Raw genomic sequence first — 14372 nt, 5'->3', positions numbered from 1 at the left:
GTCTTTTTTTGTTTAGGTCTAAAGATTCAAATTATTTAATTTTGGATATAAGGAATGTAGTATATTGTCGATTTTATATAAAAAAACCTTGAAATATAGTATTGGTAGATACTAAAGACCTATTTTTGAGTGTGCGAATGTGCTAACATATTTTAAATAGTCTCAAATTTAACCAATTCTATATTCCGCAAAAGGAGGGGAGATCTTCAAAGAGTTATTTACTACATAAATCATAGAATGCAAGTCATTTTAAGCACACGGGGGAAATGAAATGAAGAGGATTTCCATTAGTCGTAAATTACTGTTGGGTTTTTTATCGGTACTTATTTTATTGGTAGCTGTGGTTGTGATCTCGTACACGCAATTTCGTTCAGTGGAAAAAACTTATACAGATTTAATCAAAGACCGTACAGCTAAACTACTTGTTATTAAAAATATGGTTATTGATGTGAAATCCTTGCAGGTGGAGTTGCGAAATTTCGTGGTGGAAGATAATGATAAAAGTGCGCAGGATTTTCAGGGTTTTTATGAAGATTATCAAAAAATAAGCGATGCATTACGAGCGGAAGTTACAACCGAAGTGATGATTGATCTTCTGGATCGTTCAAGCGAGATTTCAGAAGAATATTATGCCTATGCTCAAAATGTGATGGATTTAAAAAGACAAGGGAGAAACAATGAGATTACAAGGTTAATACTCGAAACAGGTCCAGAAATTGTGTCCAGATTTGAGCAGAGTATCGAAGCTTTGGAACGGCATCAGCAAAGCGCGTTGGATGCCGGAATCGTGGATGCTAATAAACTCATTCATAATGTGCTCCGGTATATTGTGATGATCGGGATAGCATCGATTGTTCTGGGAGCAGCAATCGCACTTTTCATGGGCAGAATTATATCCAGACCCGTTGCATATGTAGCCAGATCTGCTAGGCAGATTGCAGATGGAGACCTGACAGGCGAGGCTATTGTGGTTCGTAACCGAGATGAGATCGGGGATCTGGCACAATCCTTTAACGATATGATGGTTAACTTGCGTCAATTAATCCATCAGGTGGGGAACAATGCGGATCGGGTTGCGGCTTCTTCCGAGGAGTTAACGGCAAGTACAGAACAGACCGCCTCGGCGACTGAACAGGTTGCTGTTACGATGGAAGAGATTGCGACTGGTATGGATACACAGGTGAGAATGGTTGGAGATGGATTCCATACGATCAATGAATTATCCACAGGTTTTCAGCAGATGACGGAGAACACGCAGAACATGTCAGATGAAGCGACCAATGCATCAGCCAAAACCGTGTCTGGTAACGAGGCAGTTCAATCCGCTGTCGGACAGATGAATTCTATTCATCAGACTGTACAGACCCTTGCTGCAGTCATTGAAGAACTGAGCAATCACTCTCAGGAGATCGGACTCATGGTTGAGAGTATATCCGAAATATCTGCTCAGACAAATCTGTTATCTCTGAATGCTGCCATTGAAGCTGCAAGAGCAGGCGAACATGGTCGTGGATTCGAGGTGGTTGCTACAGAGGTACGCAAGCTGTCGGACCAATCGGCGAAATCAGCCGAACAGATCAGTGTACTCGTAGCTGCTATACAAAAAGGGATGAATAATGCATCACAATCCATGGGAGAAGTAACTTCAGAGGTTCAGGAAGGTATAGAGCTTGTCCGAAAAGCAGGGGGGACTTTCGAGGAGATCCGTGAAGCTGTTAGCAATGTCGCTGGTCAGACTCAGGAGGTATCAGCATCCATTGAGCAAATGGCAGCGGGTGTAGAACAGATTAATGTGTCGATGAAGACAATTATGGAAGTAACAGAGAATGCGGCTGCTGGAACAGAGGAAGTCAGTGCAACATCAGAAGAACAACTGTCTGCGATGCAAGAGATTGCTTCAGCGGCTAATGATCTTTCGTCCATGGCAGAAGAGTTACAACAGTCACTGAGTCAATTTAAAGTGTGATGATGGATGGTCAGCGTGAAATTCAGCATAGATGAATTTGAATAACAAGAAGGTGTCAGGATAATAGCACTTATGCTGTTATCCTAACACCTTTTTTTGATGAATGAGCCATCACATGGTCATCTTAACGAATAGCGACTTTATATGTCCGCAACCAGGTATTGATCTGAGTCAGATATGCAAATAGCTGGGGACCCGACATCAACTGTCCGAACCAGGGAAGATTGGAAGCTGCATCTGGTGAAGATGCAAGATTACGGATCTGAGTTTTGTCGATCAAAGGCAAAATAGGCGAAGTGGGGTCATCCAGAATATCAAGTACCTGTTGTTTGACCGCGGCCAGGTATTGTGGGTTATGTGTTTTCGGATACGGACTCTTTTTGCGATATAACACATCGTCTGGCAGGACACCTTCGAGTGCTTTACGCAGGATGCCTTTTTCCCGCCCGCCCGTTATTTTCATTTCCCAAGGAATGTTAAAGACATATTGGATCAGACGATGATCACAGTAGGGTACCCGTACTTCCAATCCTGCCCCCATACTCATCCGGTCTTTGCGATCCAGAAGTGTAGGCATGAAACGTGTAATATTCAGATAGGACATTACTCGCATTTGTGCAGCTTTGCCTGTTTCTCCATCCAGAAGAGGCACTTCAGCCACTGCATCGGAATAACGGTCTGCCAAATAGTCGAGTGGTCGAATCCATTCCCGAATGTCCGGAGATAACAGCGCTGCTCGCATATCAGGTGCTACAGACCATGGAAACGTACCAGAGTTCAGCATATCTTCGCGATGGAACCAGGGGTAGCCGCCGAACACTTCATCCGCCGCTTCACCCGAAATGGCAACCGTAGCTCCTTTTTTGATTTCTTTACAGAACAGATAGAGTGAGGAGTCCACATCCGCCATGCCTGGTAGATCCCGCACAAGCATGGCCTGTGTCAATGCATGAACAAGTTCACCGTTCTCGATTTCGATCCAGTGATGGTCTGTCTTGAGTTCATCCACCATTCGCTTAATCCAGGGCCCATCTGCACCGGGCTGAAAGGAATGCGCCTGAAAATGCTTGGCATTATCCACATAATCGACAGAATACGTACTGACTTGGCCTTGCCCCGTCCGGTTGTAATAATCCACGGCTAACGCAGACAAGGCGCTGGAGTCGAGTCCTCCTGATAAAAGAGAGCATACAGGAACATCCGATGCCAGCTGGCGCTCCAGTGTATCTTGCAAGAGGGTTCGCACCTCGGCTGCGGTCTCTTCCAGATTATGTTCGTGTTTCTGGCTTTCCAGTTTCCAGTAGGCATAGGTTCGAATCCCGTTTCGGTTGTAGATGAGCGCGTGTGCAGGCTTGAGTTCGTTCAGTGAAGAGTATACGCCGTGTCCTGGTGTCCGTGCAGGCCCTACGATAAAAACTTCGGCCAATCCTTCCGGGCCAACAGCGGCTTCCACATCCGGGTGAATGAGCAGAGCTTTGGGCTCTGAGCCGAATACGAGTGTGTCTTTGGCATTGCTATAGAACAGAGGTTTCACACCAAGGCGATCCCGTGCGATAAAAACCTGTTCGCGTCCCCCATCCCATATGGCAAAAGCGAAAATCCCGTTAAACCGGTCAACGCATGCCGGTCCCCACTCAATATAAGAGGCGAGCAACACTTCCGTATCACATTGCGTACGGAACTGATGCCCCCGCTGGAGAAGTTCCTTTTTCAACTCGGGTGCATTGTATAGTTCTCCGTTATACACGACGGTATAGGAGGTATCTCCTTGTAACGCATGCATGGGCTGTGCCCCGTTCTCGGGGTCCATTACACTAAGACGCCGATGTCCAAAGGCACAAGGATTGGAGATCCATGTACCTGAAGCGTCGGGCCCCCGGTTCGACAAGCTGTCCGTCATACGGACTAGCAGCTCTGATTCCTGGGTCAGATCCCGATTCCACTGTATGAAGCCGGTAATACCGCACATGGTTTGTTCATCCTTTCTTGGTCGAGTCATTCATCCGTATGGCTGCAGAATTACTGACAGCCAGCAAATGTTGTCTTTTTCGTCAGAAGTCGTAACAAATATATGCCGAAAGCAGGCATAAAATGTCTGTCCTCTTCGGAAACTAGTTCTAGGGACAACGGCCTCAACATGCCTGTGAAGGAGAGAACATGCAATGGACAGTATGAAGTATTATGTGTCTGTCATGGGCCGCTCCGTTATTCCGAATCCATCTGTAACATCATATGAATGGATCATTCAGGCTACGCCACAGGAAGCGGAGCAATTGCTGGGAATGCTCAATCTCATGCAGGAAAAGGAGGAAGAGGCCTTTCCTGGCATGGTATTCCCATGGCCAGATACACCGGAGGAGTCCGTAAACCGGGCGTATGAAACGGTATTACAACAGGTGTATCGGGAGATTTATCGATTGGGGACACCAGAGACACGATATCAGATTGAACAAAGTACATGATAAGCACATAGGAAAAGGAGCGCGATGACGAATGTATGCCATTCAAGATGCCAAAATACGCAGATTAACCGAGGTAGATGGATTGTCCTGTGCAGAGGTTGAAGTGCAGCCTGGAAATGCTGGAGACCCGTCATTACTTGTATACGTGGCCTCCACGCAGCCGGGCAATTCGCTGGAAGTCGTTCGAATTGTACGCAATCACTCCGATTCAGCGATCGACTGGTATAACAATAATATGCATACCGCATTTGAAGAGGCGACAGAAGCCGCGTTTGAGAACAGCGAAGGCATCACTGCCGAAGAAGATAAGGCTCGGTTTCAAAGTGAACTGTTTGCTTTTGGTTTGCTGGGTCCCACACTTCAGCGTTATCTGGTTGGGCAGGCATAAGAAGGAATGCTACAGTACCGTATGTGTTGCCAGCGGGGTAGGGTTCAATGTTGAGCTATACGTAGAGAGTGATCTGTTGCTATTGTAGCTGCAAATGCATCTGTAACTGGAAAACCCCGCCGTTGTTGAACGGCGGGGTTTGTTACGCGAGAGTCAGAACAGGTGGAGTTGTGATTAAGCATACTCACGCAGCACTTGAATACCTTTGACCACGTTGTACACAAAGCTTAATCCGTAGATCACAAAGAATAGAATGACAAACCCGACGGCAGAACCCAGGCTATGCGCAGTCACGAAAAAATAAAATAGCGGAATGGCAGCGAGAAACGGGAATACATGTGAGAATAAAGCGCGTTTCGCATGTCCCTCAATGTAAGCATCCTTGGCAACAATCCATATAATGATCGGAAACAGGAACGGGGCAAAGAAAATACTAAAATAGGATAGGGCTGATAAAAGTTGTCTCATGACGATTCTCTCCTTCAATGGAACACTGAAATGTATGTATGCAAAAGATTACCCAGCAATTCTGACATTGAACATGTCTTATGTTAATCCGGCTCTAATTGTTCCAATCTCCTCAATATAGCCTGGTTCAAGCTATCATATTCCTAAAGGTAATGGAGTATGAGAATAACACCGAAAAGTACGTTGTTGAACCCGCATTTAAGTGTAATTATTAATTTTTTTATAAAACTATTGAAAAATATAGAAAACAGAGTATAATAAGAACCGCGCCGAAAATTTATTATACATATTTGTCTCAGTAGCTCAGCTGGATAGAGCAACGCCCTTCTAAGGCGTCGGTCGGGGGTTCGAATCCCTCCTGGGACGTAAAAAAAAAGAAGCTTCCTTCGGGGAGCTTCTTTTTTTCGTTCAGGGGAAGAGAACCCCAATGGTTCGTCGGAGCATCCGCTTCGTTAGCACTACTTCGCAGTCTCGACTGGAAGGAGAGTACCCCTCCTGGGACGTATTAAAGAAAGCTTCCTTCGGGGAGTTTTTTTGCGTTTAAAATAAAGTTATTTATTGGTTTTACCTATTGAATAAATAGAATTTATATATTTAAACAATAAATGATTCTATGTCACAATGTGGTTATTAACGATGAAAGCGACGGTGGTATTCATGAAATCATTAAATCAATGGCGAGCAGATGAGTATGACAACCAATTGGCATTTGTGTCTGGATACGGTAAAAACCTGATCTCATGGCTTCAACCCCAGAAAGGGGAATACATCCTTGATCTGGGTTGTGGAACGGGAGATTTGACGTATGAAATTTCTCTGGCCGAAGCTGAGGTTGTTGGCATGGATGCATCTCCGGACATGATTCGCCGTGCGAAGGAGAAATTCCCCGATATTGAATTCGTGGAAGGAGACGGTCATCAGTTTGAGACGAATAGACCGTATGATGCCGTCTTTTCCAATGCGGCGCTGCACTGGATGAGAAATCCGCGACTAGTGGTGGATAGTATCTGGAAGTCTCTGAAGCCCGGAGGGCGTTTTGTCGCAGAATTCGGCGGTAAAGGGAACGTGCAGATCATTGTGAATGCACTAGAGGAGGTCGTGGAACGTAACACGGGCATTCGTGCATCGGAACGCAATCCTTGGTACTTTCCTTCGATCGGAGAATATAGCTATATTTTGGAGCAAAGTGGATTTGTGGTTCGACAGGCCTATCACTACGACCGTCCTACCAGACTGGCAGATGGTGAGCAGGGTATAGTAGGCTGGTTGGCTCATTTTGGAGGCGACTATTTCGCAGGTATCAGCCATGATGAGATACAAAAAATCTGCCATGAAACCAGTCAGATCGTGTTGCCTCATCTTTGGAAAGAAGATGCGATGTATGCCGATTACAAGCGCCTGCGTATGGAGGCTGAGAAACCAGAAAGTTGAATCGTAATATTGTTTTGTCAATGTTAAAAGAATTATAGTGGTCTTTTTTTAACAACTATTCTTCACATGTAGACCGAGAATCTCTTTTTAATAAAGAGGATCTGGGTCTTTTTTTGATGCGCTATTTTAAAAATAAGATATTCAAACGACAAATAATTACAAATGAATATTTTTATCATACTCAAGACCCATATAAGTAATTTCTATATCATATTTGTAAGTATTTAGAAGGAAAATGTGGTATTTTGATAGAATAATTTACCAAGGGTCAATCTTCTTGCAGATAGGTGGTGAAATTGAGCAGGTATTGCAGTACGTGCGAATAGCAGGAACCCATCATTTGGTGAGGTACTCACATTTAAAAGGAGGGGCATAGCCTTGAGCAAACGATTGATATCCACGTTATTAAGTGTTCTGATGGTCTTTTCCATTATTCTCCCAGCGGCTGGAGCCGCTCCCACAGATTCAGTTATTCAGCTTGAGAACCTACCAAGTGCAGCCGAAGCCAAACAATGGAGAGAGATTCTTGCAGGGCGGGAAGCAAAAATTGCCGCAGATCCATTTTTGGATAAAAGTTTGGAAGGCCTGGGTGGAGAAAACACCCGAGTTATCGTTGAGCTTTCGAATAAACCTGTTGCAGTAGCGCAAGGTGAATCAACCCTCTCAGGAAAATCATTTACCTCCTCTATGGAAACAAAGGCTGTGACTCAAGTTGAGCAACAACAAGAGTCATTTGTACATAGCCTCACTCAGAAGAAAATCAAACATGAAGTATTGGAAGAGTATGCATACGCCCTGAATGGTGTAGCCATTGAGATCAAAGGAAACCAAGTGGGACAATTGCTGCAGATACCAGGCGTGGTCAGTGTATATCCTGACCTTGAAGTTACAATAGCTCCCGAGACAGATGAAGTGAACCCGTATATGAAAGACACAGCGCCTTTTATTGGTGCACCTGAAGTATGGGATCTGGGTTACAAAGGAAATGGCGTCAAAGTGGGTGTCATTGATACAGGGATTGACTATGAGCATCCTAATCTACAGCCAGCCTATAAGGGTGGATGGGATTTTGTTGACAATGATAGCGATCCGTATGAAGCAACATATCAAGAATGGAAAGTGTCAGGTGAACCTGAGTTTAATGCTAATGGAAGTGCCTATTACACATCCCATGGTACGCACGTAGCCGGTACAATTGCTGCTCGTGAAGCAGGGGACTACGGCATTGTTGGTGTTGCTCCTGAAGCAGATATCTATGCTTACCGTGTACTTGGACCGTATGGTAGTGGTCAAACGTCATGGGTACTCGGCGGAATCGATCGTTCTGTTGAAGATGGCATGGACGTGATCAATCTCTCGTTGGGTAACGCCGCCAACGATCCGAGTTATGTTACTTCGGTTGCCCTTAACAATGCGATGTTGTCAGGTGTGACAGCGGTTGTAGCAAGTGGTAACAGTGGACCTAACCGTTATACACTCGGTTCTCCGGGTGCATCTGCCATGGCCATTACCGTAGGTAACTCTACAGGTCCTAGCCAGCTTATTACAGCTGATACTCACTTCTGGATTGGTGAAGAAGGCGAAGAAGTGTTGCCTGAACAACAACCTGTGCCAGAGGTTGATCAATCTCCTGAACTGGGGACAGCACCTGGAATAGAAGCACCTGAAGTTTCAGAACAAGGCGTACCCGCAACTGCTACTGAAGAAAGTGCTGCAGCTCTGGAGGACGTGGTTTCTGAAGAAGTTGTAGAAGAAGCTACAACAGAAGAAAATACTTCTGCACCAGTTGAAGTTTCTCCTGAAGCTGCTCCTGTGGAAGAAGAGTCTGTAATTGCTCCGACTGAAGCTCCACTGTCTATTACAGAGTCGGTTTACCGTCTGGATCTGATGGGCTGGAGCCTGTCAGCAGACCCTGAAACTGTTTTGACAGGAAAATTTGGACTTGAATTTGCAGCACTGGGTAAACCAGCTGATTTTGAAGGCAAGGATTTTACAGGCAAAGTAGCATTGATTCAGCGTGGTGAACTCGCATTTGTAGAGAAAATCGCCAATGCAAAAGCGGCTGGAGCCGTGGCTGTTATTGTATATAACAACATTCCCGGTCCGATCGGTGTAAGTCTGGGCGATAACTTTGAACTCATTCCGACACTGAGCATGTCCAAGGAAGATGGAGATGTGATCAAGGCTGAGCTGGACGCAGGACAAACTGTTGAAGTGAGCTTTAGTGACTTTGAACGTTCCCAAACTCCGGGCGATGAGATGAATTCATCCAGTTCACGTGGACCTGCAAAGGTAACGCTGGATATCAAACCGGATATTGTGGCACCAGGTACAAGCATTCTGTCTACGATTCCTGCCTACGGCAAGGATGAGCCAGACGCAGATTACGCACAAGCTTATGATCGTAAAACAGGTACAAGTATGGCTACACCTCATGTAGCAGGTTTGATTGCGCTGTTGATTGAGAAGCATCCGGACTGGACGCCATTTGATATCAAAGTAGCGCTCATGAACAATAGTAAAGTGCTGGATACGACCAAGTTTGATGTATTTGATCAAGGTGCAGGGCGCATTCAGGCTGTGAACACCATCGATCCTGCTGCTTTTGTGAAAGTGCTTGATGTTACTCAATACACAGAGAGTGGCTCTGTTGTTGAAAAGGAAAATATCACCGGAAGCATCAATTACGGTAATTTCCTGAGCACAGACGAAAAGACGATCACCAAAACGATCAAAGTTGAAGCACTGAATGGTACTGGTGGAGATTACACCGTAAATGTGAATCCGACGCGTAATGTCGCTGGTGTATCCGTTGCGGTAGACAAGAGTTCGTTCACACTGAATGGTGAGGAAGAACTTGCAGTGACAATCACTGTTCCACGAGGGGTTACCGCGGTTACAGAAGCTCAAGGATACATTGAGTTGTCGAACGGAACCAATACCTTCACTGTGCCATATGTTGCTCATTTCAACGTTACGTTGAGTGGAGTGAAATATATTGAAACGGTAAAAGGTACTGAAAAAAATCCATTCCACTATCCACTGAAGGCTGATGGTACATTGGATACGCTGAATGTAGCGATGGAATTCTATAATCCAATGACTTTCGCCCTGATCGAGATTTATGATGGCCTTAACCCAGAAGGTGGTTATTATCAAGATGGATATATCGGTTCCATTTTCGGTAACTATTTTAACTTTAGTGCAAATGCAAGATATAACCTTGCTTGGAACGGCACTTATGCGGACTACACAACCGATGAAGTGACAGAGATTCCAGATGGTTTATACACCGTTGATATCACTACCATTGGTACGGACGGCAAAACATATAAGGAAGATACTTCTCCATTTTTGGTGAAAAAGACAGCTCCGGCTGTAACTGCACCAGAAGCGTTGGAGTTCACAGTGGATGAATCTGCTGTTCTTAATGGTAGCGTGGAAGATTTGTACTTCCGAGTTGCTCCTGCGCTTGCGAGCGGATGGGACATTGCGTTTGATCCGGCAGCTTCCTTGGAAGCAACGTATGTTGTGAAAAAAGAAGATGGTTCGATTCAAAAAGAAGGTGTTTTTGAAGTACAAGCGGATGGCACCTTCAGCCTTCCTTTGGAAGGGATCGAAGCAGGGGAATACAATGTTGAACTTACGGTAAAAGACCAACAGGGGCTTTCGGGTACAGCCAATACGGCATTGAAATTGGAAGCCGTGGAGACCGAACCTGAAACTCCGGCCACCAAGGCCCCAGGCACGCCTGTATTGTCTCACAATAACTGGGTAGGCAACGGATTGCCAGAAGGCTCATATATCGTTACCATGAACCTGTGGTGGGGCGAGAACGCAACCAGCTACAAGTTATATGAAGACGGGGTTTTGGTTGATACGCAGAAGTTGACTTATAACGCGCCTTCAGCGCAGTCTGCTCAGACGAAGATCACGGGCAAAGCCAACGGCACATATACGTATGTGGCCGAGTTAACGAATGACAAGGGAACAACACGGAGTCAGACGTTGACTGTTCAGGTTACCAATGCAACGCCTGGCAAAGCAGTTCTCTCTCAGGATAACTGGGATGGCGACGGCAACTATAAGGTAACCATGAACCTGTGGTGGGGGACGAATGCCTCTGAGTACCGTCTCTATGAAAATGATGAATTGATCGACACGCAAGAACTCCGTGCGGTTACACCTCTTGCTCAAAGCGCTGTGAGTACACTGTCCGGGAAAGCTTCGGGCACGTACACGTATCGAGCTGAGTTAATTAACGCAGCCGGAGTTACCAGCACAGATACGATCACGGTAAAAGTGAAGTAAGTTCTTCCTCATTGAAGCTGATTAGATTAATGAAGGAATTGTTCAATGCACAAACGGCCTCCATCCTGATTTTGCAGGATGGAGGCCGTTTCATGTTGTTCTTTCTATATAAACGAATTGTATGACTAACCGATCATTCGATTTTTGCTGGCCTGGATACCTGCGATGAGTAAAGCGATGGCCAGAAGAACCTGTATCAGCAATGGAAGGGTCCATCCTTTTGTCCAGTCATGAAGCATGCCGAACAGCAGAGGTCCCACTGCCGCCAGCATATAACCGAATGACTGGGCCATACCGGACAAACTGGCAGCTTGTCTGGCATCTTTGGTACGAAGGACGAAGAACATCGTTACCAGTCCAAACGAAGCGCCGGCACCTATTCCAGCCAGCGTGACGCCGATGGTAACGAGCGAAGGGAGTCCGCTTAACAATAAAGCATACCCGACAATTAAAGAGGAGCACGTTATCGTGGTTAGCATACGCTGGTCTCTCGTTCTACCAGCGAGGATCGGAACGATAAAGGTAACGGGTACGCTAACCATCTGCATTAAGGAGAGCATCCAGCCTGCTGAGGTGGGGCTGAAGCCCTGCTCGGCGAGAATCTCGGGAAGCCAGGTAATCGTCGTATAGAAGATTAGAGATTGCAGACCCATAAATAATGTAATGAACCAGGCCAGGGATGATGTCCGTAGACGCACAGGTGTCCCTTCACTCTGGGTGGCAACATATAACATTCGCTGGCGTCCCGCAGCGACCTGGGGGAGCCACAAGAGTAGTGCGAGAATGGATAACAAGGCCCACATCCCCAGAGAAGCGCGCCAACCTATAGAAGTTGCTCCTGCTACTGGCACACTCATGCCTGAGGCGATGGCGCCAAATATATTCATCGATACGGAGTATAGTCCGGTCACGATACCAACACGCAGTGGAAAATCGCGTTTGATCAAACTGGGTAAAAGCACGTTGCTTAACGCAATGCCGCATCCCAATATTGCGGTTCCTGTGTATAAGGCCAAGACAGATGGCGATAAACGTAACGCCACCCCGAGAGTTACGATGATGATAGCGATCAGCAAGGCTGATTCAAGTCCTAAACGTTTCGCAAGACGTGGTGCAAACGGAGAGACTGCTGCAAAAGCAAGCAAAGGAAGCGAGGTTAGAAGCCCCGCCATTGTATGGCCGATACCTGTATCCGAGCGGATCATCTCCACGACGGGACCGGTCGCCGTGATCGGTGAACGCATGGTAGCGGCGATGACGATAATGCCTGCCAATAACAGGCCGAATCTTTTGGATGTCGAAGAATGTTCTTCTTGGGCTTGGATAGATGAGTGCTGCTGTATTGAAGATGACATGATAAAATCTCCTGTTTCCTAATGAGTTAATATGTATGGATTGTTACATTATCCACTCCGCAAGCATAACATTCGTTGTCAATATTGAGCAATGAAATGAAAAAAAGCCCCCACTGGAACGCGGACGCATTGACTACCTTTGACCTGATAAGCTCTAACGAATCTAAGAGGTCTTATTAAGCGGATAACCGCCATGTTCGGATTCTAACGAACCTCAGCAACGTTAATCAGGCAACTTACTGCATATATTTGTGGTATCAACCTCGAAATGTTGAAATAAGCTCTATAAGATTCAGTTAGAATTCCATAATGCTGATTTTGGAGTAAATAAAGTGCCCTATGTTCATTAGAACATTCGTTACTGCGACGTTTCGCTCGTGGAGTGAGCAAATGCGGATGCTCCAATGGAGCGGGTTAGAGCTCATAACGAAGCGAATGCTCCGACGAACCATTGGGGTTCTTATCCCTAGAACGCAAAAAAGCTTCCCGAGGGAAGCTTCTTTTTAATACGTCCCAGGAGGGATACTCTCCTTCCAGTCGAGACTGCGAAGTGGTGCTAACGAAGTGGATGCTCCGACGAACCATTGGGGTTCTCATCCCAAGTACGAAAAAAAGCTTCCCGAGGGAAGCTTCTTTTTTTTTACGTCCCAGGAGGGATTCGAACCCCCGACCGACGCCTTAGAAGGGCGTTGCTCTATCCAGCTGAGCTACTGAGACATGAATTTTTTCAAGCAAAATTGATTTTATCATATACAAACAGGAATATCAAGCGTTTTATTTTAAACTGTTTTTCGTATATGATATTTGGCGGCAGTAACGTTTTTTTCATTATATTTAAGGTTATGTTAGAATATCAGGAGAACTCAGAAAATAGATCGACAATCGTTTTAATATATACATCTATTTATGTTGATTCCGACTGGAGATTCAGGATATAGAGGAGGTGCTCCCATTAAGGAATCCACGACCCCGGAAACCGAGCACAACAACAATATTGTGCTGTTTCCTAAGACGCTGGACTATTACCAGATTCAATTGACAGTGATGCTTGAAAATGAACGGTATGGTGAAGCGATGAAATTGCTTCACTTTTTGCTGCAATGTCAGGGACAGGAAGAGCGCCACTATGATGAATGGCGGGCCCTGCTCGAATGGCTTCAGGCTGCGTTCCCTCATTATGAAGAAATTTCGCCTGCCGTTCATGAGGAACGGGAAGAGGAAGAGGTTAGTGAGGAAGACATGGCGAGGCAGCATGCCCGTTTGAAGCTTGAACAGGATGATGGCTATGCAGATAAGATGCTTCGCACTGTAATGGAAGAGCCACTGTCTGAACAGACGATGCTGGCTTTGGAGCAGCTTGCCTATCTTGATCTGCCGAAGATTGACGAGGCACTTACGAGTTGGTTAAAAGATAAGTCGCTTCACCCTTTACTTCAATTCCGGGTGCTGCAAACCTTGCGTCGCCGAGGTGTTCAAGGTATGATCCTGTTTACGAGAGGCGAAGAGCAGGTAGAGGTCGAGATTGATACCGTGCCTCTTAAACCAGAAGAATTCCCGCTCCAAATCGTTCAGATTCTGGAACGAGTAGCTGATCAAACGGAGGTTCATGAACCTACGCTCTTTTATTTTGCCCAGGAACTGTGGATACAATATGTGATGGCGGTGTATGGAACCCGTGATTATATATCGATGCTGGAAGAAAATGATTCCATGACAGATATATGGGCAGCAGCTCTACATATGACCGTTGCAGACAGTCTGGGTGGCTCGCATGATGAGGAAAATACCCGCTCAATGTATGCTGTGACAGGCGCGATGCGCTTTCGACTGGAGCAGGCTTATCGTTCGATGAAACAGTTTGTATCTGCCGGTTTGGACGGTTAATCGAGGCCGGAAACGTTTTCCTTAAACTGTATCAAGGGATTCCCCTTGAAAAAGAATCTAATCTTGTTTATACTAAAATGGTTATTTTGTACGTGATTGCCTACGTG

Annotated in this window: 9 protein-coding genes and 2 tRNA genes; 7 read left to right on the top strand and 4 right to left on the bottom strand. The window is 45.7% G+C overall.

From position 1 onward, the window contains the following. Positions 1–271: 271 nt before the first annotated feature. The gene (locus MKX75_RS23100) at positions 272–1966 is read left to right on the top strand and encodes a methyl-accepting chemotaxis protein (RefSeq protein WP_339166978.1); all 1695 of its coding nucleotides are present in this window, start codon (positions 272–274) and stop codon (positions 1964–1966) included. A gap of 124 nt (positions 1967–2090) precedes the next feature. Here MKX75_RS23100 and asnB read toward each other — a convergent pair whose 3' ends face one another. Beyond that, complete coding sequence (gene asnB, locus MKX75_RS23095) at positions 2091–3935, bottom strand: asparagine synthase (glutamine-hydrolyzing) (RefSeq protein WP_339166976.1); 1845 nt, start codon at positions 3933–3935, stop codon at positions 2091–2093. A 193-nt stretch (positions 3936–4128) separates the two neighbouring features. Here asnB and MKX75_RS23090 point away from each other — a divergent pair, with 193 nt between their 5' ends. Both MKX75_RS23090 and MKX75_RS23085 read left to right on the top strand, forming a co-directional pair. Continuing rightward, on the top strand, positions 4129–4428 hold the full coding sequence (locus MKX75_RS23090; RefSeq protein ID WP_339166974.1) for a hypothetical protein: 300 nt from the start codon (positions 4129–4131) through the stop codon (positions 4426–4428). 31 nt (positions 4429–4459) lie between these two features. Continuing rightward, positions 4460–4816, top strand: a complete 357-nt coding sequence (locus MKX75_RS23085; protein ID WP_339166973.1) for a hypothetical protein — start codon at positions 4460–4462, stop codon at positions 4814–4816. A gap of 174 nt (positions 4817–4990) precedes the next feature. Here the strand turns inward: MKX75_RS23085 and MKX75_RS23080 are convergent, their stop codons facing one another. Further along, positions 4991–5284: a DUF4870 domain-containing protein gene (locus MKX75_RS23080; protein ID WP_062837822.1), complete on the bottom strand. Its 294-nt coding sequence runs from the start codon at positions 5282–5284 to the stop codon at positions 4991–4993. 292 nt (positions 5285–5576) lie between these two features. On the opposite strand from MKX75_RS23080, the gene MKX75_RS23075 reads away from it, so the two are divergent. The 3 genes from MKX75_RS23075 to MKX75_RS23065 all read left to right on the top strand — a co-directional run bounded on the left by MKX75_RS23075 (position 5577) and on the right by MKX75_RS23065 (position 11026). After that, a tRNA-Arg gene (locus MKX75_RS23075) sits at positions 5577–5650 on the top strand. Between the two features lie 291 nt (positions 5651–5941). Then, positions 5942–6715, top strand: a complete 774-nt coding sequence (locus tag MKX75_RS23070) for a class I SAM-dependent methyltransferase (RefSeq protein ID WP_339166972.1) — start codon at positions 5942–5944, stop codon at positions 6713–6715. 378 nt (positions 6716–7093) lie between these two features. After that, the gene (locus MKX75_RS23065; RefSeq protein ID WP_339166971.1) at positions 7094–11026 is read left to right on the top strand and encodes a S8 family serine peptidase; all 3933 of its coding nucleotides are present in this window, start codon (positions 7094–7096) and stop codon (positions 11024–11026) included. Between the two features lie 125 nt (positions 11027–11151). Here the strand turns inward: MKX75_RS23065 and MKX75_RS23060 are convergent, their stop codons facing one another. Both MKX75_RS23060 and MKX75_RS23055 read right to left on the bottom strand, forming a co-directional pair. After that, the gene (locus MKX75_RS23060; protein ID WP_339166970.1) at positions 11152–12381 is read right to left on the bottom strand and encodes an MFS transporter; all 1230 of its coding nucleotides are present in this window, start codon (positions 12379–12381) and stop codon (positions 11152–11154) included. 643 nt (positions 12382–13024) lie between these two features. Then, a tRNA-Arg gene (locus MKX75_RS23055) sits at positions 13025–13098 on the bottom strand. 327 nt (positions 13099–13425) lie between these two features. Here MKX75_RS23055 and MKX75_RS23050 point away from each other — a divergent pair. Beyond that, positions 13426–14265, top strand: a complete 840-nt coding sequence (locus tag MKX75_RS23050; RefSeq protein ID WP_254847978.1) for a hypothetical protein — start codon at positions 13426–13428, stop codon at positions 14263–14265. The last annotated feature ends 107 nt before the right edge of the window (positions 14266–14372 follow it).

This window comes from Paenibacillus sp. FSL R5-0341, assembly GCF_037975235.1.
In the GTDB taxonomy this organism is placed as follows: domain Bacteria; phylum Bacillota; class Bacilli; order Paenibacillales; family Paenibacillaceae; genus Paenibacillus; species Paenibacillus amylolyticus_A.
Note: the sequence above shows the minus strand (reverse complement) of the source record. Positions and strands in the feature narration are given on the sequence as shown.

Bases quoted from the DNA above. Each gene is read 5' to 3' on its own strand.
- MKX75_RS23100 (WP_339166978.1), top strand. From the start codon at position 272: ATGAAGAGGATTTCCATTAGTCGTAAATTACTGTTGGGTTTTTTATCG.
- asnB (WP_339166976.1), bottom strand. From the start codon at position 3,935: ATGTGCGGTATTACCGGCTTCATACAGTGGAATCGGGATCTGACCCAG.
- MKX75_RS23090 (WP_339166974.1), top strand. From the start codon at position 4,129: ATGGACAGTATGAAGTATTATGTGTCTGTCATGGGCCGCTCCGTTATT.
- MKX75_RS23085 (WP_339166973.1), top strand. From the start codon at position 4,460: ATGTATGCCATTCAAGATGCCAAAATACGCAGATTAACCGAGGTAGAT.
- MKX75_RS23080 (WP_062837822.1), bottom strand. From the start codon at position 5,284: ATGAGACAACTTTTATCAGCCCTATCCTATTTTAGTATTTTCTTTGCC.
- MKX75_RS23070 (WP_339166972.1), top strand. From the start codon at position 5,942: ATGAAATCATTAAATCAATGGCGAGCAGATGAGTATGACAACCAATTG.
- MKX75_RS23060 (WP_339166970.1), bottom strand. From the start codon at position 12,381: ATGTCATCTTCAATACAGCAGCACTCATCTATCCAAGCCCAAGAAGAA.
- MKX75_RS23050 (WP_254847978.1), top strand. From the start codon at position 13,426: ATGCTTGAAAATGAACGGTATGGTGAAGCGATGAAATTGCTTCACTTT.